General features: G+C 63.0%; 18 protein-coding genes and 1 pseudogene. 13 read left to right on the top strand and 6 right to left on the bottom strand.

What is annotated here, in order from left to right; all coding sequences use genetic code 11:
• The first annotated feature begins 150 nt into the window (after positions 1-150).
• Complete coding sequence (locus C2L66_RS37480; RefSeq protein WP_063803400.1) at positions 151-984, top strand: IclR family transcriptional regulator; 834 nt, start codon at positions 151-153, stop codon at positions 982-984.
• Positions 985-1,094: 110 nt separating this feature from the next.
• On the opposite strand, the gene C2L66_RS37475 is transcribed toward C2L66_RS37480, so the two are convergent.
• The 4 genes and pseudogenes from C2L66_RS37475 to C2L66_RS42460 form a co-directional block, all read right to left on the bottom strand.
• A complete protein-coding gene (locus C2L66_RS37475) occupies positions 1,095-2,501 on the bottom strand; it encodes an MFS transporter (RefSeq protein WP_054931175.1) in 1,407 nt (468 codons plus the stop codon).
• Positions 2,502-2,645: 144 nt separating this feature from the next.
• Positions 2,646-3,392 carry an SDR family NAD(P)-dependent oxidoreductase gene (locus C2L66_RS37470; RefSeq protein ID WP_060610591.1) on the bottom strand — a complete coding sequence of 249 codons (747 nt, stop codon included), beginning with the start codon at positions 3,390-3,392 and terminating at the stop codon, positions 2,646-2,648.
• Between the two features lie 37 nt (positions 3,393-3,429).
• Positions 3,430-4,206, bottom strand: a complete 777-nt coding sequence (locus tag C2L66_RS37465) for an SDR family NAD(P)-dependent oxidoreductase (protein ID WP_054931174.1) — start codon at positions 4,204-4,206, stop codon at positions 3,430-3,432.
• Between the two features lie 566 nt (positions 4,207-4,772).
• Positions 4,773-4,856 (bottom strand): annotated as a pseudogene (locus C2L66_RS42460) (IS6 family transposase); the annotation flags it as partial.
• Positions 4,857-5,216: 360 nt separating this feature from the next.
• Between C2L66_RS42460 and C2L66_RS37455 the strand changes: the two are divergent.
• From C2L66_RS37455 to C2L66_RS37440, 4 genes are all read left to right on the top strand, one after another.
• Entirely contained in the window at positions 5,217-5,684 is a 468-nt protein-coding gene (locus tag C2L66_RS37455) for a DUF3331 domain-containing protein (RefSeq protein ID WP_225032094.1), read from the top strand.
• A gap of 178 nt (positions 5,685-5,862) precedes the next feature.
• A complete protein-coding gene (locus tag C2L66_RS37450; RefSeq protein WP_054931173.1) occupies positions 5,863-7,164 on the top strand; it encodes a c-type cytochrome in 1,302 nt (433 codons plus the stop codon).
• Positions 7,165-7,194: 30 nt separating this feature from the next.
• Positions 7,195-7,668, top strand: a complete 474-nt coding sequence (locus tag C2L66_RS37445) for a (2Fe-2S)-binding protein (RefSeq protein WP_060609125.1) — start codon at positions 7,195-7,197, stop codon at positions 7,666-7,668.
• Positions 7,661-9,973: a xanthine dehydrogenase family protein molybdopterin-binding subunit gene (locus C2L66_RS37440; protein ID WP_060610588.1), complete on the top strand. Its 2,313-nt coding sequence runs from the start codon at positions 7,661-7,663 to the stop codon at positions 9,971-9,973. Before C2L66_RS37445 ends, C2L66_RS37440 begins: the two co-directional genes overlap by 8 nt.
• A gap of 250 nt (positions 9,974-10,223) precedes the next feature.
• Here C2L66_RS37440 and C2L66_RS37435 read toward each other — a convergent pair whose 3' ends face one another.
• Both C2L66_RS37435 and C2L66_RS37430 read right to left on the bottom strand, forming a co-directional pair.
• Positions 10,224-11,663, bottom strand: coding sequence for an aldehyde dehydrogenase family protein (locus tag C2L66_RS37435; RefSeq protein WP_054931170.1), 1,440 nt, complete (start codon positions 11,661-11,663; stop codon positions 10,224-10,226).
• Positions 11,660-12,598, bottom strand: a complete 939-nt coding sequence (locus C2L66_RS37430) for a LysR family transcriptional regulator (protein ID WP_060609122.1) — start codon at positions 12,596-12,598, stop codon at positions 11,660-11,662. Before C2L66_RS37430 ends, C2L66_RS37435 begins: the two co-directional genes overlap by 4 nt.
• 300 nt (positions 12,599-12,898) lie before the next feature.
• On the opposite strand from C2L66_RS37430, the gene C2L66_RS37425 reads away from it, so the two are divergent.
• Genes C2L66_RS37425 through C2L66_RS37390 form a run of 8 tightly spaced genes read left to right on the top strand, consistent with a single transcriptional unit; the run spans position 12,899 to position 23,550 of the window.
• Positions 12,899-14,401, top strand: coding sequence for a UbiD family decarboxylase (locus C2L66_RS37425; protein ID WP_060610585.1), 1,503 nt, complete (start codon positions 12,899-12,901; stop codon positions 14,399-14,401).
• Entirely contained in the window at positions 14,394-15,014 is a 621-nt protein-coding gene (locus C2L66_RS37420) for a UbiX family flavin prenyltransferase (RefSeq protein ID WP_060609119.1), read from the top strand. Before C2L66_RS37425 ends, C2L66_RS37420 begins: the two co-directional genes overlap by 8 nt.
• Positions 15,011-18,052: a xanthine dehydrogenase family protein molybdopterin-binding subunit gene (locus tag C2L66_RS37415; protein ID WP_060609116.1), complete on the top strand. Its 3,042-nt coding sequence runs from the start codon at positions 15,011-15,013 to the stop codon at positions 18,050-18,052. The genes C2L66_RS37420 and C2L66_RS37415 overlap by 4 nt, the downstream gene beginning before the upstream one ends.
• Positions 18,049-18,870 (top strand): FAD binding domain-containing protein, encoded by an 822-nt coding sequence (locus tag C2L66_RS37410; RefSeq protein ID WP_054931166.1) that lies wholly within the window; start codon positions 18,049-18,051, stop codon positions 18,868-18,870. Before C2L66_RS37415 ends, C2L66_RS37410 begins: the two co-directional genes overlap by 4 nt.
• Positions 18,867-19,403 (top strand): (2Fe-2S)-binding protein, encoded by a 537-nt coding sequence (locus C2L66_RS37405; protein WP_060609114.1) that lies wholly within the window; start codon positions 18,867-18,869, stop codon positions 19,401-19,403. The genes C2L66_RS37410 and C2L66_RS37405 overlap by 4 nt, the downstream gene beginning before the upstream one ends.
• Positions 19,396-20,970 (top strand): AMP-binding protein, encoded by a 1,575-nt coding sequence (locus C2L66_RS37400; protein ID WP_060609111.1) that lies wholly within the window; start codon positions 19,396-19,398, stop codon positions 20,968-20,970. Before C2L66_RS37405 ends, C2L66_RS37400 begins: the two co-directional genes overlap by 8 nt.
• A 6-nt stretch (positions 20,971-20,976) precedes the next feature.
• Positions 20,977-21,783, top strand: a complete 807-nt coding sequence (locus C2L66_RS37395) for an enoyl-CoA hydratase/isomerase family protein (RefSeq protein ID WP_054931164.1) — start codon at positions 20,977-20,979, stop codon at positions 21,781-21,783.
• A gap of 45 nt (positions 21,784-21,828) precedes the next feature.
• Positions 21,829-23,550 (top strand): GMC family oxidoreductase, encoded by a 1,722-nt coding sequence (locus C2L66_RS37390; RefSeq protein ID WP_060609109.1) that lies wholly within the window; start codon positions 21,829-21,831, stop codon positions 23,548-23,550.
• The last annotated feature ends 67 nt before the right edge of the window (positions 23,551-23,617 follow it).

Genomic DNA, 23,617 nt, shown 5'->3' with positions numbered 1-23,617 from the left:
CCATCCTCAAGTCCCTGATTAATCAACGCTGTTCGTTCGATACAACCATAACCTCCCAAATTACCAAGAACAACGGGGCACCGCTAAAAATGAGTCCGCTTTGTGGACTATAAGCGTGTAGGATGATTGCTTTAATGGGAATGTAGCGACATGGATATTGATACCGGGAGCCAATCGTCAGCGATGAACAAAGGATCGGGAACACAAAGCATCGAACGCGCGGCTCGGATCTTGCGAGAGATCGCGTCATTCAGCGTGCACGGTTTGCGCTTATCGGACCTGGCCACTCAATTGAAGCTGGAGCGTCCGACTATCCACCGAATCTTGAGCTGTTTGGTGAGGGAAGGGCTGGTCATGCAGCACCCACAAACGCGCCGGTATTTGCTCGGCCACGGCTTGTACGAACTCGGACTGACCGCTGCAACGCAGTTCAAGTTGCAGGCGATCTGCGAGCCGTCGTTGAAGCGGCTCGCCCAGTCGACCGGGGACATCGCGTTCTTGACCATTCGTAGCGACTCGGACGCCATTTCGATCGCGAGAGCCGAGGGCGGCGAGCCCGTGACTGTACCTGCCATACAGATCGGTGTGCATCGACCGCTGGGGGTGGGCGCAGGAAGTCTTGCGCTGCTGATGCTTCTCCCAGATGACGAGATTTCCCGGATTTGCCACGCAAACGCGAAGCGGCTCTTCACCTATGGCGGGTTGTCCGTGCCGTCATTGCTGAAGATCGTGAAGCATTCTCAGGACGTCGGGTACGCAACGCACGACAGTAGTCTTATTCCCGGTCTCAGCGGAGTGGGCACAGTCATCCGGGACAGCGCTGGTGCCCCGCTCGCCGCGCTTAGCGTTACTGCACTGGTTGGCAGTCTGTCGCAAGCGCGCCAGCAAGAACTGGTTTCACTTCTACGCACTGAGTCGCGCGAAATTCAGAACCTCGTGCACCAGGCTAACCTCGACATCTCGGACCTGCGCGGACGCGTCTAGCCGCGTGACTCGGCAGAGGCGACGCAGTCTCGTAATTGGCGGCGGAAAATGAAACAAAACGCAGGCGCACGGTTGTTTGATCCCGGCGCCTGGCGTCAGATTGATTTGGCTTATTCGATTACTGTGTCATAGCGGCCAGCTTCCTGCGCCTTCACAAAGCTCGGTTCATGCACTGCCTCGCTCCACGTATGCTGTTCCGGATCAACGTGGCGCGTCGCGAAGATCAGCAAACCGGAGAGGAAGCACGGAACTGCGCCGAAGAACAGGCCTGCGTGGAGCCAGTCGCTTCCCGAGCTGAGTGCCGCCGTGATACCAAGGCCAGCGAAAATAGCGCCAATCGGCCCCATCGCATGGACAATTGCGCTGCCGGTGCCGCGAATTGCGGTCGGATAGCTCTCGCCGATAAAGAACAAGGCCGCGGCGTACGGGCCATTCAGGAAGAACAGGCCGAGGCTGTAGAGCCCGACCACGACGTAGAGGTCATGAGGACCATAGAGCATCCCCGCGAATGCGAAGCCGCCAAGCATCCATCCAAGCGCCAGAGTATTTCGCCGACCGATCTTGTCGCCAATGAAGCCGTGCGAAAGATAACCAAGGTAGCCGACCACGTTCGACAGGACGAGGATCAACAGTGAGTTCTCGAATGAAACGTTGTGGACTTGCGTCAAAACCGTCGTGCCGAGTACGCCGAAGACTTGAATGGCGGACCAGTTCAAGAGGAAGCCGCCGCCGAGAACCAGCGTGGGTCGGAGCGATTCGCCGCGAAAGGCCGCCCCAATTCCAGCCGAAGAATGTTGTTCGTAATCGATCCCGTGACGCGCCGCTATCTTGCGGGCAGCTTCTTCCTCGCCGGAGTCACGAAGATGCTTCACGTGCTTGTGCACCAGGAACTGGGGGCTCTCCTTCAAACGACGCGTCATGAAGAAAATGACGATTGCAGGGAACGTCGCAAAGACGAAGCATCCTTGCCAACCTACACGCGGCAACAGCAAAGCCGTGAGGCCTGCGGCGACGAGCGCGCCGATCGGCCAGCCACCCTGTACCAGGCTATAAATGAAGCCTTTGCGCTTGTTCAGTCGCGCGTCGTTGGCCGCAGTGTAAAGTTCGTTCAAATACGTGGCATTGACCGTCTCTTCTGCATACCCGAGACCAGAAAGCGAGCGGATCAAAATCAGGGGCCAGCGCCCGAGAGATCCGCCGACCACAGTGAGCCCGGAGCAGACCGCCGCGCCTGCGACGGTGAACAGGAGGCTGTTCTTGCGTCCTGCCTTGTCGAGAATCGGCCCAATTACAAACGCGATTAGAGCGGTTCCAGCGGCAACCAACGTTGCTATTTCGGCTTGCTCCGCGGCGTCCCACTTGTAATGAGCGCCAATCTCGGGAAGGAGCGTGCCAAACAGGATGAAGTCATAGACGGCGAACACCCACGCGAAGAACGCGACAATGGTGGCTCGCTTAACGTCACTCGGCAGTATCGGATCGACCCGAAAGTCAAAGGTCCTTTTTAACTTGGCCATTTAAAAATACTCCTTCGCCTTACGGCAAAAGTAAGTGTTTCTACAGATGTAATTAGGATGGCGAAATAACTAGTTCAGTCACTTGCCTGGTCGGTCTGTGAGCCGCAGCTTGAGCGTGGATAACGTCTCAGCTACGGCCAGCCGTCAGATCATATAGTCGCCGCCGTTAGGATTGATCGTGGCGCCGAGGAAGTAGGATCCGGCGTCGGACGCAAGCAATACGGCAGCGGGCGCGATTTCGTCGACGGAAGCCGCTCGTCCGATCGGCAATTCCGCGAGCTTGGCGCGTCGAAACGTTTCGGGGAGGCTACGGAACAGTTCCGTGTCGACCGGTCCTGGACAGATCGCGTTAGCAGTGATTCCCTGGTCCGCCACCTCATACGCGAGCGAGCGTGTAAAGCCGATTACGCCGGCCTTCGCTGCAGCATAGTGGGCAAGTTCCTTCGCCCCTTTATGTGCGAGCTGAGAGCTGATATTGATAATTCGTCCGTGCTTGCGCGCGCGCATGCCAGGGAGGACAGCTCGCGTACACAGGAAGACACTGCGCAGATTAATCAACATCATCCTGTCCCACATTTCCGTTGGCATATCGGCGACGAGCGATGCGGACTCGATTCCGGCGTTGTTGACCAGTATGTCGATACGGCCGAGCGCTGCGATAGCGGTATCGACCGCAGCGTTCACCTGCGATTCTTCGCCAACATCAGCAGAGATAGCAACGCCTCTTACCCCGAGGTCGCGGATACGGGCTGCCGTCTGCTCTGCGTCTTCTTTCCGGCGATCAAGTACCGCGACGTGTGCGCCTTCCTTCGCGAAGGCTAGGGCGATGGCTTGCCCAATTCCGCGCGCCGCGCCTGTGACCAAAGCAGTCTTACCGGTCAGGCTCCCCATGATTTCCTCCAAACGTGATGATGAGCGGTTGAATTGGCTAATGGCTCTGGATGGCCAAGCCGCCATCGACCATAATCGTCTGTCCCGTGAGATACCGGGCTTTATCCGACACCATGAACGTAATGACATCCGCCATGTCTTCCGGCTCACCGACACGGCCGAGCGGGATTGACGCCGACACAGCCTGAAGGCCTGCCTCTCCTTTCGAATGCTGCTCAGACAGTGCCTGCGCAGTACGGATGAACCCAGGGGCGAGGCCATTGACGCGGATCCCGTGGCGTCCCAGCTCGACGGCGAGGCCGCGTACCAGACCCACTACGCCAGCTTTTGCCGCCGAGTAGTGTGCATGTTCATCCCATCCGTAGGCGACGCCCATGATGGAAGATACAGCCACGATGCTTCCCGATTTCCTCTGCTTCATTCCCGGCAACGCTGCGCGAATGATGCGAAAGACGCCTTTCAGGTCGATATCCATCGTGAGATCCCACTTCTCGTCCGTCAATTCATCGAGAGGAACTCTATGGGCGATACCTGCGTTTGCGATCACCGAATCGATTGCACCATACTTCTTCTCAACGGTCGCGACGAGTCCGTTACAGGCATTGGTGTCGCGAACATCGAGCGGATAGAACTCGGCTTGTCCTCCGGCTTCCCGAATCTGCGCCGCGACCGTCTCTCCTTCTGCCTGTAGAACGTCAGTGACGATCACTCTATAGTCCAACGCGCCGAATGCCTTTGCAGTGGCTCGTCCGATCCCGATTCCGGCACCGGTGACCACAACCACCTTTTGGGTCCGACTACTGGTCATACTCATTAGGGAATCCTCATTAGATTGCGTCTTGGTAGGTCGATTTTCTAACCGCTACTTCGGAGTTGGGCGGAGGTAGGTAGCGGAGTGTCCGCCTTGGTCAGTCATGTTCGTACGTGAAGTCAACTATAGAGTCACCACATTTGTTTTCAAGCGTGTCAAAAACAAAGAATTCCGTATTGTGGACTACGGTATATGCCACGGCGCCCGTCTCGCCTTATTTGGATAAGTCGTTGTTATTTATAAGGTGGGTGCTTCGTGTGGATGTGTGAGGCATGATTCGATCCGTCGTCGTTCCCGCCGGGTAACGAACGGAATTTCCACGATATGGAGCAGTATCACCGAGCAGCGTGGCCGTTTATTGCGTTATCCATGTTCAAGGTGACTTTAGCGCTTGCCAGTGGTTTTGAATTTCCGTCGAGAGTTTCATTTTCGATGCGGCGAGATATGTTGCCCAGGCGCAGCGTAAGGCCTTTCTTTTCCCCGAGGCCATTCACTGGGTGTTCTTTCTTGGGCAGGCATTAGACGGATTGCATGGACAAGCATAAGCATGGCGAAGACGACGAAATGCACACCTTCCGCGGCACCGGGTTTGATCGCAGCACATGTCGAAAGAAGCGCCTGGCCGCGGTCTTGTCGCGCCGCTTCGATGGCAGGGAGCCGGTGACCGCGGTAAAGCAATTTCGTCTTGTTCATTGTTTCACTCCACCGCCGCCTGTCGACCAACCTGACACAGCGTAATGCTGCTGTACTTTCGCAACTGAAAGCCGCGCAGCAGGAGCGCAGAGATCCGACACGTCTTCGCAGGAATGAGAAAGAAGTGCGACTGGCAAGAGCCTAGTCTTGTTGTTATCGTCATCGCGTCACCGGCCTTGCTGCGCGGTAGGCCGGCTCGCGCGCGGCGCGGAGCATGAATTCAACCGTAATTCCGCGGAAGGGTCTCCACATATTTTCCAGAGAAATCGAGCAAATCGATGGGTTGCGTTTGAGTCCTTCCCGCATGAAACGAGATCGATATGACTATGAGTCATCCATCTGACGTTCGTCTGTTCGAGCTGGCGCTGTTGCGCCTTTTGTGTCCCGACGCGCGGCCTGCGACGCCTGCCGTCGAAACATCGTTCAAACAGAAGTTCCGCCGCCGTAATTCGCGGCGTGAACGCAGTGTCGACTGGGTCGAATGGCTGCCGCGACCGTCGCAGATTGTCGTTCAGGAGGTGTTGAGCGGTCACACCTTGAGCGTGTGCTGGAGCGATTCACAGACAGGGCATTACGTTGACCAGATCTGGCGGCTGGGACTGGCACGTGTCGAGGGCGCTTGCGCGCTTTCCGGCCGTCCGATCGCCTTTGGCGACCGGGTATTCCGCCCTCGACGTACCGCGACCTGCGTGCCCGGTAACTGGAACCGAATGATCCTCGCATCAGCCGTTTTCGATGGATTCGACCGTTGCTGCAGCCAGGATTGCGAGACCGGGACCCTCACGTAGCAGCATCGACCGGTGGCGGGAAAATCGGCCCGGCGCGCCCGATCGTAGACGGATGCCTACGGGGTGCTGGGCGTGGCCCGCGTGCGCGTGAGTCCATTCACAAACCGACGAGGAGCAGCGATGAGAATCCAGCAAGCCTGCGTTAGAGGAAAGAAGGTGCATCGTGTGGACTAGCCCCATGCTCAAGCGGATTCTTATCGGTGTGGCGGCTGTTCTGCTCATCGGAGTCATCGGCGCTTTTTATTTTGCCTGGCGACCAACGATTGCGCCGATTTCGCCGCCCGTCCCATCCGCCTTTGCACGTGAACTTGTCATGCGCGGCGAAGTGCTGGCCGCAGCTGGTTTTTGCGCGGAGTGTCACACGGCGAAGGGCGGCCGCCCCTTCGCTGGCGGCTATGCGATGCGGACAGGATTTGGCACCGTCTATTCGACGAACATCACCCCCGATCCGGAGACGGGAATCGGTACATGGTCCGAGGAGGCCTTTCGCCGGGCCATGCAAGAAGGGGTGGCGCGCGACGGATCGCATCTGTTTCCCGCATTTCCGTATGACCATTTCACCAGGATGTCGGATGCCGACATTTCGGCGCTCTACGCCTATTTCATGACTCGGGAGCCGGTCAACGCATCGGCGCAGGAAAATACGTTGCCATTCCCGCTAGGCATCCGCGCCTTGCAGGCTGGGTGGAAATTGCTGTTTTTCCGACCAGGCCGGTTCGAGACGCAGCCGGCGCGTGGGCCGCAATGGAATCGGGGCGCCTACCTCGCCGAAGGCATCAGTCATTGCAGCGCCTGTCACACGCCGCGCAACGGCCTGGGCGCCGAAGAGCGCGGACATGCCTATTCGGGTGCCGCGGTTGACAACTGGCTGGCTCCGCCACTGACAAAGGCCAACCCTTCACCCGTACCGTGGACGCAGAAGGAGCTCTTTGCCTATTTGCGCACCGGCATCAGCCGCTTTCACGGCACAGTGATGGGTCCGATGTCACCCGTCGTTCACAAGGGTCTCGCCAAACTGCCTGATTCCGACATCGAGGCGCTCGCTGTCTATTTTGCCGATATCAATGATGCCGCTGGGCGCGGCTCAGAAGTCCAGCCCGCGATCCAGCGAGCGCTTGTTGTTGACCGGGGCGGCCGTGGACAGCAATACGATCCCGCTGTGAGGCTCTACACGGCCGCCTGCGCATCCTGTCATTACAACGGCGGCAACGGCCCACATCCACTTCGCCCGGATCTCGCGATCGTCAGCGCGGTGAGCTTGTCAGATCCAACCAATCTGATCCAGGTCATCTTCTACGGAGTCGGCGCGCAGGAAGGCGCGCCTGGCGTCGTGATGCCGGGATTTATTCATGGATTCAGTGATGCAGACGTCGCGCGGATCGCTGCCTATCTTCGCGCGACGCACACCAACCTCGCACCTTGGCCCGATCTCGAGAAAAAAGTTGCCGCCATACGTGCGCAAGGCCGTGGGCAAGAGTGAGGCCGCGATGAAGTCCGGAGCATTGCAACCATGACACGATTCAACATCAATGGCCAGGCCGTCTCCATGGATGTCGAGGAGGACACACCGCTCTTGTGGGTGATCCGTGACGATATCGGGTTGACCGGGACGAAATTCGGCTGCGGCATCGGCATGTGCGGCGCATGCACCGTACATGTTGGCGGGAGGGCGACGCGCTCCTGCATCACGCCGGTTAGCGCGATCGACGGCGCGCAGGTGACGACGATCGAGGGACTCGATCCCGCGGGCGAGCATCCGGTGCAAAAGGCCTGGCAAGCGCTGCAGGTGCCGCAATGCGGCTATTGCCAATCCGGGCAGATCATGCAGGCCGTAGCTTTGCTCAAGGATTTTCCGTCCCCCACCGACCAGGATATCGACGCGGTCATGTCCGGCAATCTCTGCCGTTGCATGACGTATGTGCGCATTCGCGCGGCGATCAAGCAAGCTGCAGCAGCCCTACGGAGTGACGCAACACATGACTAGGCCGCGCTTCATGTGCGAGGGTGCCCGACCGTTCACCCGCCGCGACTTCCTGATCGCCACGCTAGGCGCGGGAGCCGCGTTCGGGTTTTCAGGCGTCGCCGCCACTGCGATGGACCACACGGCGACCGACAGGGTGCCGCCACCTGCCGCTGTCGATCTCCGGTTCGAGCCGACCGTGTGGTTCTCCATCGACGGTGACGGCATCGTCACCGTCAACATCATCCGCGCAGAAATGGGCCAGCACGTCGGCACCGCGCTCGCCCGTATCCTGGCCGACGAGCTGGAGGCCGATTGGGATAAGGTCCGAATCATCCATGTCGACACGGATCCCAAATGGGGGTTAATGGTGACGGGCGGAAGCTGGTCGACCTGGCAGACGTGGCCGGTCTTCAGCCACGCGGGTGCGGCCGGCCGGATCGTCCTGATCGAGGAAGGCGCGAAGCTCCTGGGCGTATCGACGGCCGACTGCGCCGCCCGTGCCGGCGCGGTTGTGGCAGGAAGCCGTTCTATCGCGTATGGCGACATCGTTAAACGCGGTAATCTCGATCGCCGCTATACACCCGAGGAACTGGACAAACTGCCGATCAAGCCAGCTTCCGAGCGCCGTCTGGTGGGCAAACCGGTAGCCGCGCTGGACGTCCCCGAGAAGACGAACGGCACTGCGCGCTATGGCATCGACGCGAAAGTAGCCGGCATGGTCTACGGCAGGCCCAAGATCCCACCGACGCGCAACGGATCGAAAGTGAACTCGTTCGACGACAGCCGGGCGCGCAAGGTGAGAGGCTACATCAAGACCATCGTGATCGACGATCCGTCGGACACGGTGCCAGGCTGGGTGATGGTTATCGCGGAGAGCTATCCTGCTGCGATCCGGGCAGCTGATCTGATCACCGTCAACTGGACGCCTGGCCCCGGCGCAACCGTATCGGAGAACAATATTCTGGATCACGCCGTTCAGCAGATCGGACGGGCGGATAGCGGCGTGCTGCTCGACACCGGTAGCGCCGATACGGCTGCGGCCTTCCGCGCAGCTAAATCGACACTGGAGCAGACATACACCACCGCGACCGTGCTGCATTTCCAGCTCGAGCCGTTGAACGCGCTCGCGTTCGAGAAGGACGGCATCTTTGAAATCCACACTGGCAACCAGTGGCAAAGCCTGATCCTGCCGACGCTCGCCAAGGCGCTCGACCGGCCACAGACGAGTATCGTATTGCGTACCTATCGGGTCGGCGGCGGCTTTGGCCGACGGCTGAACGGCGACTACGCCGTGCCCGCCGCGCTCGCGGCGAAAGCGCTGCGCCGGCCGGTGAAGATGGTGCTGACTCGCTCAGACGACGCACGTTTCGATTCAGTCCGCTCCCCCTCGGTGCAGACATTGCGCATGGCCTTCGGGGAGGATGGCCAGGTGACGGCGATGGAGCATGCCGCCGCTGCGGGGTGGCCCACCCAGATCATGGCAGCCTTCTTCATGCCGAAGGGGAAGGGTGGCGCACCCTATGATCCTTTCGCCATTTCGGGCGCGGATCATTGGTATGAGGTCGGCGCACAGAAGGTCCGCGCTATTTCGAACGATCTTGCCAACAGCACATTCCGTCCCGGCTGGCTCCGTTCGGTGGGACCGGGTTGGACGAATTGGGCAGTGGAAAGCTTTATCGACGAGGCTGCCCACCACACGAAAACCGATCCCGTTGCCTTCCGTCTGAGGCTACTTACGGCTGAAGGGCGCAACGCCGGTTCTGCACCGAACTCCGTCGGCGGGGCGCACCGGCAAGCGGAGGTCGTTCGCCGAGCTGCCGCGCGCGCCGGCTGGGGCGCTGCGTTGCCGCCCGATACTGGCCTCGGCCTTGCCACCAGTTTCGGTCAGGAACGCGACATGCCGACCTGGTCGGCATGCGCGGCCCGCGTCCGCGTCGACAGGCAAACGGGTGTGGTCACGGTGGAGAAGCTGACGATCGTAATCGACGCTGGAACCATCGTCGATCCGGGAAGCGCGCGCGCGCAGATCGAAGGCGGCGCGCTTTGGGGGCTCAGCATGGCCCTGTACGAAGGCACCGTATTCGAGAACGGCCAGGTGAAGGACACCAATCTGAATACTTACACGCCGCTGCGCATCGGCGATGTGCCGGATATGGACATCAGTTTTGTGGAGAGCACCGAGGTGCCCGTCGGCTTGGGCGAGCCAGCGACAACCATCGTTGGCCCCGCCATCGCAAACGCTATTTTTGTCGCCGTGGGGGCTCGCCTTCGCCATATTCCCATCACGCCGGAAGCGGTGCGCCTTGGCATTTCGAACAAGGGGTAATCGTTTCATCCTTTGCCGCGCGAACCCGGTTCACCAACGTCTTCATCATGCATGGCGATCAACGCCGCGACAGGCGCCAATGTGTCGACGAGGCGTTCGCTTTGCTAATCCTGAACGCTTCGCATCATGCAGAAACCACGCAAGATCCGTTTCTGCTCCACTTACAAGGCGCCACAGCTCACTGCGTTGCCCGCCATCTCCCGGGCCACCTTCGCGCCAGAACGCAGGCGTTTTCAGCGTTTCCTGCCATTCACCGCAACGGCGCGATACCTTCCGCAACGCCGGCCGGCATGCAGATGTGCTTGATTTCCGTGAAGTCGGCGAGGGCATCGTAGCCGTGCAGGCGGCCGAGACCGCTTTGCCGGTAGCCACCCGTTTCCGCTTCGGCAAAGAGCTTGTTGTGATCGTTGATCCACACCGTGCCATTGCGCAGCGCGCGCGCGATGCGAAACGCGCGGGCGCCGTCGTTGGTCCACACGCTCGCGGAGAGGCCAAATACGGTGTCGTTGGCTCTGTCGATTGCCTGCGCTTCAGTGTCAAACGTCTCCAGCGTGACGAACGGTCCGAAAATTTCTTCCTGACAGAAGAATGCTTTCGGGTCGCGGTGTTCGATGAGCGTTGGCGAGAGGAACGCGTGTCCTGAGCGCGTGCCGCGCAGCAGTACGCGATCGGCTTCGTCGCAGGCGCGGGCAATGGTTTGATCGACTGCGTCGCGCGTGGCCGCGTCGATTAGCGGACCGATGTCCATTGCCTCGTTGATGCCGTCGCCTACTTTCAGCGCTTCGAGCGCACGCGTCAGATGCTCACGCATCTCCGCCGCTCGCCGGGCATGTACGAGCACCCGCCGCGCAGCAGTGCATTGCTGACCTGAGATGATCGTCGCGGCTCGCGCGATACGCGGCGCGATCGCGGCGACGTCCGCATCCTCGAAGACGACGCAGCACGACTTGCCGCCGAGTTCCAGCGAGAGCTTCTTCATGCTTTCGGCGGCGGCCGCCATGATCTTCTTGCCCGTCGCGGTTGATCCCGTGAAACTCACCACGTCGACGTCATGTGATTCGACCAGCCGTTCGCCTGCCGCATAGCCGATCTCGTTGACGAGGTTCACTGCGCCCTTCGGCAGCGCGGTCTGCTCGAAGCAGCGCAGCATGGCTGCGATAACTAGCGGGGTCTGTGGGGCGGATTTGACGATTGCCGTGCAGCCGGCGGCGAGCGCGGGCGCGAGCGAGCGCACCAGCAACACCGCGGGCGCATTCCATGGCACGAAGATGGCTGCGACGCCAGCGGCCTCACGCAGCATTGTCGAGATCGTTCCCGGCTCTGGTTCCAGCACGTGCCCCGCGATGTGCCGAGCGAGTCCCGCGTAATATCGGACCTCGGAAATCGCGGCGGCGACCTCTCCGCGCGACTGCGCGATTGCCTTGCCGTTTTCGCGCGTAAGCAGGGTCGCAAGCGGCTCGCGTTGCGCATCCAGTGCGCCGGCCCATGCGAGCAGCACGTCCTGACGCAGGCGCGCGTCCTGTGCCCACGTCGTGCGGTCGAACACCTTCCGTGCCGCGGCGATGGCCGCATCGGCTTGCGCCGCCCCGCCGTCGGCGAACTGGCCGATGCTTTCGCCCGTAGCGGGGTTGATGCTGTCGACCGAAGGCACGCCGACCCATGCGCCGGCTATCCAGTGTGGTGCTTTCATGCAGTTTCCTTGGAGATAAGAGGGGCGTTCGTGACGGATGCGTTCGACACGCGATGCAGTTCGTCGGCGATGATCTCGATGAGCGTCTCGGCCGCAGCGGACAACGGCCTGCGCGGGTGGCTCACGCGCACGATATGCCGCACGATGCGTGGCGCGAGAATCGGATGGGCCCGCAGTGTCCCACGCTGCACGGCCCGCCCAACGGCGATGCGCGGCAGGATCGTCGCAAAGCGGGTGCTCTCTACGAGCTTCACGATCGTGCTGAGCACGTCGATTTCGAAACGCGGCGCAAGCAGCACGTCTTCGTGCTGTGCGGCGGTATCGAGCACGCCGCGCAGGCCGTGGCGCTTGGTCGGCAACACGAGTTCGAGTTCGGGCAACTGCGCAAGCTCGATCGTGTGCGGCAGGTCAGGGCCGTGCTCGACGCTCGTCGCCAGCACCATTTCTTCATCGAGCAGCGTCTGCGAATCCAGCGATAGGCGCGCGCGGGGCTTGTTGATGAGGGCCGCATCGAGTTGGCCACCCGCGACCCAGTCAATGAAGGTCGCGGTGAAGCCGTCCGCCACCGTCACTTCGACATGCGGATAACGCGCATGAAAGCGCGAGAGCGAATCGGCAAGCACGCTCTCCGTCACCGATGCGATGAGCCCAATGCTCACATGCCCCGTCACCACTTCGTCGCGCTGCTGAAGCTGCTGCCGCGCGTGCGCAAGGTCGCGCATGATCGGCAGAAAGAGCCGATACATCAGGCGTCCGGCGGCCGTCGGCGCCATGCCGTGCGCGCCGCGCTCGAATAATTGCTGGTGCAGCTCTTCCTCCAGCTTCGCGATCTGCATGCTGAGTGCGGGCTGCACGATGTTCAGCCGTTTGGCCGCGCGCGTGACCGATCCGTCCTCGAAGAGCGCGATGAAGTACTGGATTTGCTTGAGGTCCATTTCTCGTTCGGATTTGTATCAGTAAGACTAATAACATTCGACCGCGTTATCAGTCTGTGATCGCAGGCCGGGCTTACTGGCAATTTCATGAAATGCCCTGTGCTGTGCGCAGAGATGCCACCCGTGTATTGATATCGACATGAAAGACCCGTGTCATTGGGGCTAACGCTGATATCAACATTAATGATCCAAGACATCAAAAAACAATATTAGAACTTATATCGCGATATCGCTACGCTTCATTCATCCCTTGCCGCGGCGCTCCGGCTGCAAAAACGCAAGGGACTGATGGAGACGCAGATGAATATTCGCGACGCCGCGACGCACGGCACCCTTTCCACCTTTGCTCTTCCGTGGGCCTCGAATCGTTCAGAGACGTCAGCGCTCACGCTGCGCGACTGGCTCGCGCATCTCGCGAAGACCGGCCGCCTGGCGACCATCGAGCGACCGGTTGCGCTCGAGCACGAGCTCGCCGCGATCGCCAAACGGCTTGACGGTACGCAGGCCGCTTTCTTCACGCAGCCCGGCGGCAAGGGCGTGCCGGTCGTCTCCGGCTTCATGTCGAAGCGCGGCTGGATCGCAGAGGCGCTGGGCGTCGAGGAAGCGGGCCTGCTCGCGCGCTTTTCGGCGGCGGTCGCGCAGCCGGTCGCATCGCGGGTGGTCGATCGAGCGGACGCGCCCTGTCAGGAGATCGTGCATACGAACGGCATCGATCTGCACGCATTGCTGCCCATTCCCACCCACAGCGAACACGACAACGGCCCGTACATCACCGCCGGTCTCGTGATCGCGCGCAATCCGCGCACCGGTGTGCAGAACGTCTCGATCAACCGCATTCAGGTGCACGGCCCCGATCGCATGGCGATCCTGTTGCTGCCGCGTCATCTCTACGCATTCCAGCGCGACGCGGAAGCCGCGGGCGATGCGCTCGACGTCGCCATCGTGATTGGTGTCGATCCCCTGACGATGCTCGCGTCGCAAGCGATCACGCCGATCGATCACGACGAACTCGAAATCGCGGGCGCGCTGCACGGTGCGCCGCTGCCTGTCGCGCGATGCGTGACGAGCGGCGTGCACGTGCCGGCGTTCGCGGAGATCGTCATTGAAGGGCGCATTCTGCCGAACGTGCGCGAGCCGGAAGGTCCGTTCGGCGAATTTCCGAAGTACTACAGCGCGAAGGAAGCACGCGAAGTCATCGAAGTGACGGCCGTCACGCATCGGCGCGATCCCATCTTTCATACGATCGTGCCCGCCGAAATGGAGCATCTGCTGCTCGGCGCGATTCCGCGCGAAGCCACGTTGCTCGCGCATCTTCAGCGCAGCCATCCCGCCGTGAAGGACGTGCATCTGTCGGTGGGCGGCGTGTGCCGCTATCACCTGTGGGTGCAATTCGACAAGAAGCGCGAAGGCGAAGCGAAGAACGTCATCCTGTGCGCGTTCGGCGCGCATTACGACATCAAGCAGGTCGTCGTCGTCGATACCGATGTGAACGTGCACGATCCCGCCGAAATCGAATGGGCGATCGCGACGCGCTTCCAGGCTGATCGCGACCTCGTCGTGATAGCAGGCGCGCAAGGTTCGCCGCTCGATCCATCGACGACGGTGGGTCTGCCCGACGATGCGCCGTCGCATCTGCAAGGCGTCAGCGCGAAGATGGGTCTCGATGCGACGCGCCCCGTCGTGTATCCCGAGCATGTGTTCACGCGCGTGCGCATACCGGGGCAGGACACGGTCGACCTGCACGCACTCGTCGCCGCTGACAACAGCGCGTTCGACGCTTATGTGTCGCGCGATCATGGCTGAACGAAAGAAGCGCATCGTCGTCGGCATTTCGGGCGCAAGCGGCGCGGTGATCGGCGTGCGTTTGCTCGCCGCGTTGCGCCGGCTCGGCACGCACGAGACGCATCTCATCGTGTCGTCGTCGGGCGCGGTGACGGCCGCACAGGAACTCGGCTTCACGCGCGGCGATCTCGAAGCCGTTGCCGACGTCGTGCACAACGTACGCGATATCGGCGCGGCCGTGGCGAGCGGATCGTTTCTGACGGAAGGCATGGTGATTGCGCCATGTTCGATGAAAACGCTCGCGGGCGTCGCAAACGGCTTCGCGGACAACCTGCTTACGCGTGCCGCCGATGTGATGCTCAAGGAGCGCCGCCGCCTCGTGCTGGTCGCGCGCGAAACGCCGCTCAATCTCGCGCATTTGCGCAACATGACGCTCGCCACGGAAATGGGCGCGATCGTGATGCCGCCGGTGCCCGCGTTCTACGCGCATCCGCAGACTATCGACGATGTGGTCGATCACACGGTCGGGCGAATTCTCGATCTGTTCGGCATCGAGCACGACGAGATTGCCCGCCGCTGGAGCGGTCTCGCAGATGAATTCGGCGCCGGCGCCGCACGAGGAGTAACGTCATGAATCAGCGCGAAACCGCATTTGCCGACATGGACGCGCGCGTCGCCGGCAACCAGGCGCGCGAAGCGACCGCGCCGCAGCGTCATATCGGACGCTCGATGGAGCGCCTCGAAGACCCGGCGATCCTGACGGGCCGTGGCCGCTATGGCGATGACATCGCTGTCAAGCCGGGCACGCTGCACGCCGCGATTCTGCGTTCGCCGCACGCGCACGCAGACATCCTGTCGATCGATGCGCAAGCCGCGTCGAAACTCGCGGGCGTGCGCGCCGTGCTCACGCGCGACGATTTGCGTCCGTGGTCGAGACCGTTCGTCGTCGGCGTGAAATCGCCGATGGAACAGTGGGCGCTCGCGATGGACCGCGTGCGCTACGTCGGTGAGCCGGTCGCGGTCGTGATGGCCGAATCGCGTGCGCTCGCGGAAGACGCGCTCGATCTGATCAAGGTCGACTACGCGGTGCTCGATCCCGTGACGTCGATTGAACAAGCCGCGAAGGACGACGCGCCGGTGCTGCACGAACGCGTCGGCAGCAACGTCATCAGCGACCGGCATTTCCGCTACGGCGAGCCGGAAGCGGCCTTCGAGCGCGCGCCGCATCGCGTGAAGCTGGTCGCGCATTATCCGCGCAACACCTGCGCGCCGATCGAGTGCGGCGTGGTCATCGCCGAGTATCTTTCGGGCGACGAAGGCTACGACGTCACGTCGAATTTCATGGGGCCGTTCTCGCTGCACGCGGTCATGGCGATGGCCTTGAACGTGCCCGCCAATCGGCTGCGTCATAAGGCCCCGCGCGATTCCGGCGGCAGCTTCGGCGTGAAGCAGGCCGTGTTTCCGTATGTCGTGCTGATGTGCCTCGCGTCGCGCAAGGCGGGCGCGCCAGTGAAGTGGGTCGAGGATCGTCTCGAACACTTGAGCGCGGCGACATCGGCGACGGCCCGCCTCTCGACCGTCGAAGCCGCCGTCGAAGCCGATGGCCGCATCGTCGCGCTGTCCTACGATCAGTTGGAAGACGTTGGCGGCTACGTGCGCGCGCCCGAGCCCGCGACGTTCTACCGGATGCACGGCTGCCTGACGGGCGCGTACGCGATCCCGAATCTGCTCGTGCGCAATCGCGTCGTGCTGACGAACAAGACGCCGACGGGGCTCGTGCGCGGCTTCGGCGGGCCGCAGGTGTACTTCGCGCTGGAGCGGCTGATTCAGCGCATCGCGATCGAACTGAAGCTCGATGTGCTCGACGTGTATCGCCGCAACTTCGTTCCCGCCGATGCGTTCCCGTATCGCGCGGCGGCGGGCGCGCTGCTCGATTCGGGCAATTATCAGGAAGCGCTGCGCCGTTCACTCGACGAAGGCGGATACCGGGAACTCGTCGCGCGCCGCGACGCCGCACGCAACGAAGGGCGGCTGTACGGTATCGGCTTCGCGGCGATCGTCGAGCCGTCGGTATCGAACATGGGCTACATCACGACCGTGATGCCCGCCGACGCGCGCAGGAAAGCCGGGCCGAAGAACGGCGCGATCGCGAGCGCGACCGTCAGCGTCGATCTGCTCGGCGGCGTGGTCGTCACGATCGCATCGACGCCCGCGGGCCAGGGGCACATGACAGTGTGCGCGCAAGTCGTCGCCGATGTGCTCGGGCTCGATCCGAAGGACATCGTCGTCAACGTCGAATTCGATACGCACAAGGACGCCTGGTCCGTCGCGGCGGGCAATTATTCGAGTCGCTTCGCGGGCGCGGTGGCGGGCACGGTACATCTCGCCGCGACGCGCGTGCGCGACAAGCTCGCGCGCGTGCTCGCGAAGCAGTTCGACTGCGCGCCCGGCGACGTGCGCTTCGAAGGCGCGCGCATCTTTCCGCACGACGCCGAAGACCGTGCGCTGCCGTTCGCGCGCGCCGCGAGCAATGCGCCGCACTGGGCGCCCGCGCTCCTGCCAGAGGGCGAAGAGCCGGGCCTGCGCGAAACCGTGTTCTGGTCGCCGCCGCACATGGATGCACCCGACGAACAGGACCGCATCAATACATCGGCGGCATATGGCTTCGCGTTCGACATGTGCGGCGTCGAAGTGGATCGCGTGACGGGACGCGTGCGCGTCGACCGATATGTGACCGTGCACGACGCCGGCACCATCCTTAATCCCGCGCTCGCCGATGGCCAGATTCGCGGCGCGTTCGCGCAAGGCGTCGGCGCGGCGCTGATGGAAGAGTTCCGCTATGGCGCGGACGGCAGCTTCCAGTCCGGCACGCTCGCCGACTATCTGATGCCGACGACCTGCGAAGTGCCCGATCCGCTGATCGTGCACCTGGAGACGCCTTCGCCTTTCACGCCGCTTGGCGCGAAGGGTCTCGGCGAAGGCAACAACATGAGCACGCCGCCGTGCATCGCGAATGCGGTGGCGGACGCGCTCGGCGTCGAAGACATTCGCCTGCCGCTCACGCCGCCCCGAGTGATGGCGATGATCGGCATGGACGATCCCGAACCGTCGCGTCCGGAATACCGCGAAGCGGCCGCCACGAAGCCCGCGACGCCAGGCGGCGGTCGCGCGCTGACGGCGCAGGGCGCGGTCGACCTGCCCGCAACACCCGAAGCTGTATTCGCCGTGCTGCTCGATCCGAAGGCACTGGCGAACGTCATTCCCGGCTGTCACGCGCTCGAAGAGACGGCGCCGAACCAGTATCGCGCGGACGTGACCGTCGGCGTCGGCATGATCAAGGCGCGTTTCGAGGCGCGTATCGGCTTGTCGGAGATCGATGCGCCGCGCCGCTTGCGACTCGCTGGCGCGGGAAACTCGCCGCTCGGCAGCGCGCGCGGCAGCGGTCTCGTCGAACTGACGCCGCAAGGCAGCGGCACGCGGCTCACGTACGACTACGAAGCGCAGGTGTCAGGCAAGGTCGCAGCGGTCGGCGGCCGCATGCTCGAAGGCGCGGCGAAGGTCGTGCTGAAGCAGTTGTTCGAATCGCTCGGACGGCAGGCGGCGGGCAAGCCCGTGCAAGCGCATGGATCGTGGATCGCAAGACTCTTCGCACGTTTCAGGGGACACGCATGAAGCCCGCACCGTTCGATTACCTGCGCGCGATGAGCGCGCAAGACGCGCTCGACGCCCTCGCGGAATACGGCGAGGACGCGCGCGTGCTGGCGGGCGGCCAGTCGCTGATGGCCGTGCTCAACATGCGGCTCGCGCAGCCGAAGGTGCTCATCGATATCTCGCGCACCGCCGAACTCGAGGCCGTGCGCGTGGACAAGCAGGCGGGGCACCTCGTCGTGAGCGCCGCGGCGACGCAAGGCAGCGTCGAATGGCGCAGCACGCTCACCGACGAAGCGCCGCTGCTCGCGATGGCCTTCCCGCATATCTCGCACTTTCAGATTCGCAATCGCGGAACCGTGTGCGGATCGATCGCGCATGCGGACCCGAGCGCGGAGTTGCCGCTCGTGCTGTCGGCGCTTGGCGGCGACGTGATGCTGCGCTCGCGAAAGAGGCGCCGCACGCTCGCCGCGCAGGACTTCTTTCAGGGAATGCTGATGACCGCGCGCGAGCCCGACGAACTCGTCGAAGCGGTGCGTTTCCCGCTGCGCAAGGCAGGCGAGCGCTACGCGTTCGCGGAATTTTCCGCGCGACACGGCGATTTCGCGATCGCCGCATGCGCGGCCGTCGTCACCGACGAGTCGATCCGTATTGCAGTGGGCGGCGTCGCGGACCGACCGGTGACGGAGCAATGGCCGCGTCTGCAGGGCGATGACCTGCGCGGCGCACTGAACGATTTGAGCTGGAAACTGAACGCGCAAGACGACGCGCACATCAGCGCGACATATCGCCGGAATCTGGTCCGGCAACTCGGATTGCGTGTGATCGAGGAGGCAAAGTGAGCAAGATGTCGGACACCATCATGCGGCACGGCAAAGCGCAGCGTATCGCGCTGACGCTGAACGGCCGCGAACGAAGCGGGTATTGCGAGCCGCGCGAACTGCTGTCGGACTTCATCCGGCACGAACTTGGCGCGACGGGCACGCACGTCGGCTGCGAACATGGCGTGTGCGGCGCATGTACCGTGCAGGTCGATGGCGTCGCGGCGCGCTCGTGCCTGATGCTCGCGGTGCAGGCCGATGGGCGGCATATCGATACCGTCGAAGGCCTTGCGCCAGATCAGACGCTTGGCGACCTGCAGCAGGCGTTCCAGCGGCATCACGCGCTGCAATGCGGCTTCTGCACGGCGGGCATTCTGATGTCGTGCGCGGATTATCTGCGGCGCGTGCCGGATCCGTCCGAAGAGCAAGTGCGCGAGATGCTCTCGGGTCATATCTGCCGCTGTACCGGCTACACGCCGGTCGTAGCCGCCGTGCTCGACGTCGCGGCGCGCCGCCGGGCCGAGGCAAGCACGGAAGAGGTCGAACATGCTTGATCTCGGCCGCACGTTTCTGCAAAGCGTCGAGCGCAGTCCGAACGCGCTCGCGCTCGTCGATGGCGATGTGCAACTGACGTACGCGCAGTGGCATCGCTTGATCCTGAATGTCGCCGATGGCCTGCGCGAGTTCGGCCTGCAACGCGGCGACCGGCTGCTCGTCGTGCTGCAAAACCGCTGGGAAATGGCGACGCTGCATTGGGCCGGACAGTTTGCGGGCATCGTGATCGTGCCGCTCAACTGGCGCGCGAAGCCGGAGGAAGTCGACTACTGCGTGACCGACGCGGGGGTGAAGGCAATCGTCTACGAACCCGTCAGCGCCGATTCCGTCGCGCAGAGTCCCGCCGCGCAAAAAGTGCCGCGCGTCGGACTCGACGATGCGCCCGGCCGCACCGCCACCTTCGATGCGCTCGTCGTCGAACGAACGGGCAGCGGCGACGTGACCGACACGACGCACGCCACCGCCGACGACATCTCGCTGATCCTTTACACGTCCGGCACGACGGGCAAAGGCAAGGGCGTGCCGCGCCGGCATCGGCATGAACGCGCGGGGGCGCTCGCGCACGTCGCGCAGAACCTGTACAGGCGCGGCGAACGCACGCTCGGCGTGATGCCGCTCTATCACACGATGGGCGTGCGCTCGCTGCTCGCGATGGCCCTCGTCGATGGCCTTTTCGTCTGCGTGCGGCGCTGGAACGCGAAGCTCGCGCTCGAATGCATCTCCCGGTACGCGCTCACCTGCCTCTATCTCGTGCCGACGCTCTATCACGATCTGCTCGGCGACAGCGCGTTCGCGAGCACGGACACGTCGTCGGTCAGAAAGCTCGGCTTCGCGGGCGCACCGATGAACGATGGCCTGCTCAAGCGCCTCTCGGCCGCGTTCGAGCCGGAGCTCTTCGTCAATCACTACGGCTCGTCCGAGGTCTACACGTTCAGCATCGACCAGGACGCGACGAAGAAGCCCGGCAGCGCGGGCCGCGCGGGCATCAATACGCGGCTGCGCGTCGTGAAGCTCGATGCGCTCGCGCCCAATGAGATCGCCGAAGTCGGCGAAGAAGGGCAGATCATCGTGGACCTGCTCGGCGACGAAGCCTTCGAAGGCTACTGGAATCGCCCGGACGCGAATGCGAAGTGCCTGCGCGAGGGCTGGTACTTCACCGGAGACACGGGCTATCTCGACCGGGACGGCGATCTGTACGTGACGGGCCGCGTCGACGACATGATCATCAGCGGCGGAGAAAACATCTCGCCGGTGGATATCGAATCGGTTTTGTCGCTGCATCCCGCCGTCGATGAAGTCGCGGTCGCGGGCGTCAAGGACGAACGCTGGGGCCAGCGCGTGGTTGCATTCATCAAGCGCCGCGAGTACGTCGATTCCGACTCGCTCGATGCATGGTGCCGCCAGTCCGACCTCGTCAACTTCAAGCGCCCGCGCGATTACGTCTTCGTCGACGATATCCCGAAGTCGCCGGTCGGCAAGATTCTGCGCCGCAAGCTGCAAGCGGGCGAGTACACGCCCGATTCGAAAGCGCAGGCCGTGCAACCTGCAGAAACCACCAAGGAGTAACCCACAATGAGTGATCTCAACCATCGCGGCCAGACGCTGCTGCAAGACCTCGACGGCTTCTCGGTCGAAATCGATGCGCAGCGCGAGCGCGCCGACATCATCCTGCATCGGCCGCCGTTCAACGTCATTTCGATGCACGCACGCGACCAGTTGCGCGCCGTGTTCGAGGCCCTCGACGAGGACGACCGCGTGCGCGTGATCGTCGTGCGCGCGAAGGGCGAGCATTTTTCGAGCGGCGGCGACATCAAGGGCTTTCTGGAAGCCTCGCCGGAGCACGTATCAAAGCTCGCGTGGAACATCGCGGCTCCCGCGCGGTGCTCGAAGCCGGTGATCGCGGCGAATCGCGGCTTCTGCTTCGGCGTGGGCTTCGAGTTGTCGCTGGCGTGTGATTTTCGCATCGTCACCGATACGACCTTCTATGCGCTGCCGGAGCAAAAGCTCGGCCAGATTCCCGGTTCGGGCGGCTCGGCGCGTCTGCAGTCGATGGTCGGCATCGGCCGCACGAAGGACATCGTGATGCGCTCACGCCGCATTCCGGGCAAGCAGGCGTACGAGTGGGGCATCGCGGTCGATTGCGTCGCGGACGCGGAACTCGAATCGGCAACCGATGCGCTCGTCGACGAACTGCGCGCGTTCTCGCCGCTCGCGCAGCGCACCGCGAAGAAGCTGCTGAACGATACGGAAGACTCGCCGCTTTCGATCGCGATCGAACTCGAAGGGCATTGCTATAGCCGGCTGCGCGCGTCGGACGATTTCCGCGAAGGCGTCGAAGCATTTCATGGCAAGCGCAAGCCGGTGTTTCGCGGCAGCTGATATCTGACACGCCGCGCAGCGGACGAGACAAGAGGAGACAACGCGATGGATCGCTTCGACTACGTGATCGTAGGCGGCGGCTCGGCGGGATGCGTGCTTGCGCATCGGCTGTCGGCGGAGCCGTCGGTGCGCGTCGCACTGATCGAGGCGGGCACCGACACGCCGCCGGGCGCGGTGCCCGCGGCGATACTCGACAGCTATCCGATGCCCGTCTTCTGCGGCGACACGTATATCTGGCCCGATCTGAAAGCGAAAGCCACGCAGCACGCCGCGCCGCGCGTCTACGAGCAGGGTCGCGTGATGGGCGGCGGGTCGAGCATCAACGTGCAGTCGGCCAATCGCGGCCTGCCGCGCGACTACGACGAATGGGCCGCGAACGGAGCCGACGGCTGGTCGTGGCGCGACGTGCTGCCGTACTTTCGCAAGCTCGAACGCGACGTGAACTTTCCCGGCGGCGAATTGCACGGCGGCGACGGTCCTGTACCGATCCGCCGCATCATGCCGAAGGACTGGCCAGCGTTCTGTCATGCATTCGCAAAGGGTTTGCGCGCGAACGGCTTCGCGGAACTTCAGGACCAGAACGGCGAATTCGGCGACGGCTTCTTTCCGGGCGCGTTCTCGAACCTCGACGACAAGCGCGTGTCGACGGCTATCGCCTATCTCGACGAAGCCACACGCAAGCGCCCGAATCTCAACATCTATTCGAACCTGCGGGTCGAACGCATCGTGATGGGAGGCGCGACGGCGCGCGGTGTCATCGCGATTGCGGCGAACGGCGAGCGCGTGCGTTTCGATGCGGACGAAGTGGTGCTGAGCGCGGGCGCGTTGCAGTCGCCCGCGATGCTGATGCGCGCCGGGATCGGCGATGCGCGCCAACTCGTGACGATGGGTATCCCGTGTACGGTCGATTTGCCGGGCGTCGGACGCAATCTGCAGGATCATCCTTCGCTCACGTTCTGTCATTTTCTCGAGCCGCGCTTTAGGATGCCGCTCGCGCGACGCCGCGCGAGCATCATGGCCGCGCGCATGAGTTCGGGTGTAGCGGGCTGCGACGAGTCGGATCTGTATCTGTCGAGCGCGACGCGCGCCGCGTGGCATGCGCTCGGCAACCGGCTCGGCCTCTTCTTCCTGTGGTGCAACCGGCCGTATTCGCGTGGCCGCGTGCAACTGGCGTCGCCCGATGCGGCCGTTGCGCCGCGCGTCGATCTGAATCTGCTCGACGACGAACGCGATCTGCAACGGCTCGCCGCTGGCGTGCGGATGCTGGCGCGCGTTGTCGATGCATCGGGTCTGGGACGCGATGCGCGCGACTTCTTTCCGGCGGCTTTCTCGCCGCGCGTGAAGGCGCTGAGCAAGGTCGGAGATGGCAATGCTTTTGTGACTTCGATCCTCGGTGCGCTGCTCGACACACCGGCGCCGCTGCGCCGTCTGCTGATCGACCGCTTCTTCACGCGCGGCCTGAAGATAACTTCGCTGATCCACGATGAGCGCGCGCTCGCCGATTTCATCCGCGCGAACGTGTTCGGCGTGTGGCATGCGAGCGGCACCTGTCGCATGGGCGGCGCGCGGGACCGCGACGCCGTCACCGACGCGCAAGGCCGCGTGCGAGGCACGCGAGGGTTGCGGGTCGTGGATGCATCGCTGATGCCGCGACTGCCATCGGCGAATACGAACATACCGACCATCATGATCGCCGAGAAAATCGCCGACGCGATGGTTGCCCAGCGACGGGCGAGCGTGGCATCGCCGTTCGTCGCCGAGCACTGACGATTTTTCAACCTCGACAAGAGCGCGCATCCAACAAAGCGCGCCTGTGAAACACAAGGAGATGCAA

The organism is Paraburkholderia caribensis (genome assembly GCF_002902945.1).
In the GTDB taxonomy this organism is placed as follows: domain Bacteria; phylum Pseudomonadota; class Gammaproteobacteria; order Burkholderiales; family Burkholderiaceae; genus Paraburkholderia; species Paraburkholderia caribensis.
This window is presented reverse-complemented; position numbering and strand designations above follow the sequence as displayed.

What these genes read in the sequence shown, in the direction of transcription:
- C2L66_RS37475 (WP_054931175.1), bottom strand. Translation starts at nt 2,501, where the DNA reads ATGGCCAAGTTAAAAAGGACCTTTGACTTTCGGGTCGATCCGATACTG.
- C2L66_RS37420 (WP_060609119.1), top strand. Translation starts at nt 14,394, where the DNA reads ATGGCTGAACGAAAGAAGCGCATCGTCGTCGGCATTTCGGGCGCAAGC.
- C2L66_RS37470 (WP_060610591.1), bottom strand. Translation starts at nt 3,392, where the DNA reads ATGGGGAGCCTGACCGGTAAGACTGCTTTGGTCACAGGCGCGGCGCGC.
- C2L66_RS37435 (WP_054931170.1), bottom strand. Translation starts at nt 11,663, where the DNA reads ATGAAAGCACCACACTGGATAGCCGGCGCATGGGTCGGCGTGCCTTCG.
- C2L66_RS37395 (WP_054931164.1), top strand. Translation starts at nt 20,977, where the DNA reads ATGAGTGATCTCAACCATCGCGGCCAGACGCTGCTGCAAGACCTCGAC.
- C2L66_RS37455 (WP_225032094.1), top strand. Translation starts at nt 5,217, where the DNA reads ATGACTATGAGTCATCCATCTGACGTTCGTCTGTTCGAGCTGGCGCTG.
- C2L66_RS37400 (WP_060609111.1), top strand. Translation starts at nt 19,396, where the DNA reads ATGCTTGATCTCGGCCGCACGTTTCTGCAAAGCGTCGAGCGCAGTCCG.
- C2L66_RS37480 (WP_063803400.1), top strand. Translation starts at nt 151, where the DNA reads ATGGATATTGATACCGGGAGCCAATCGTCAGCGATGAACAAAGGATCG.
- C2L66_RS37445 (WP_060609125.1), top strand. Translation starts at nt 7,195, where the DNA reads ATGACACGATTCAACATCAATGGCCAGGCCGTCTCCATGGATGTCGAG.
- C2L66_RS37410 (WP_054931166.1), top strand. Translation starts at nt 18,049, where the DNA reads ATGAAGCCCGCACCGTTCGATTACCTGCGCGCGATGAGCGCGCAAGAC.
- C2L66_RS37450 (WP_054931173.1), top strand. Translation starts at nt 5,863, where the DNA reads ATGCTCAAGCGGATTCTTATCGGTGTGGCGGCTGTTCTGCTCATCGGA.
- C2L66_RS37425 (WP_060610585.1), top strand. Translation starts at nt 12,899, where the DNA reads ATGAATATTCGCGACGCCGCGACGCACGGCACCCTTTCCACCTTTGCT.
- C2L66_RS37415 (WP_060609116.1), top strand. Translation starts at nt 15,011, where the DNA reads ATGAATCAGCGCGAAACCGCATTTGCCGACATGGACGCGCGCGTCGCC.
- C2L66_RS37390 (WP_060609109.1), top strand. Translation starts at nt 21,829, where the DNA reads ATGGATCGCTTCGACTACGTGATCGTAGGCGGCGGCTCGGCGGGATGC.
- C2L66_RS37465 (WP_054931174.1), bottom strand. Translation starts at nt 4,206, where the DNA reads ATGAGTATGACCAGTAGTCGGACCCAAAAGGTGGTTGTGGTCACCGGT.
- C2L66_RS37440 (WP_060610588.1), top strand. Translation starts at nt 7,661, where the DNA reads ATGACTAGGCCGCGCTTCATGTGCGAGGGTGCCCGACCGTTCACCCGC.
- C2L66_RS37430 (WP_060609122.1), bottom strand. Translation starts at nt 12,598, where the DNA reads ATGGACCTCAAGCAAATCCAGTACTTCATCGCGCTCTTCGAGGACGGA.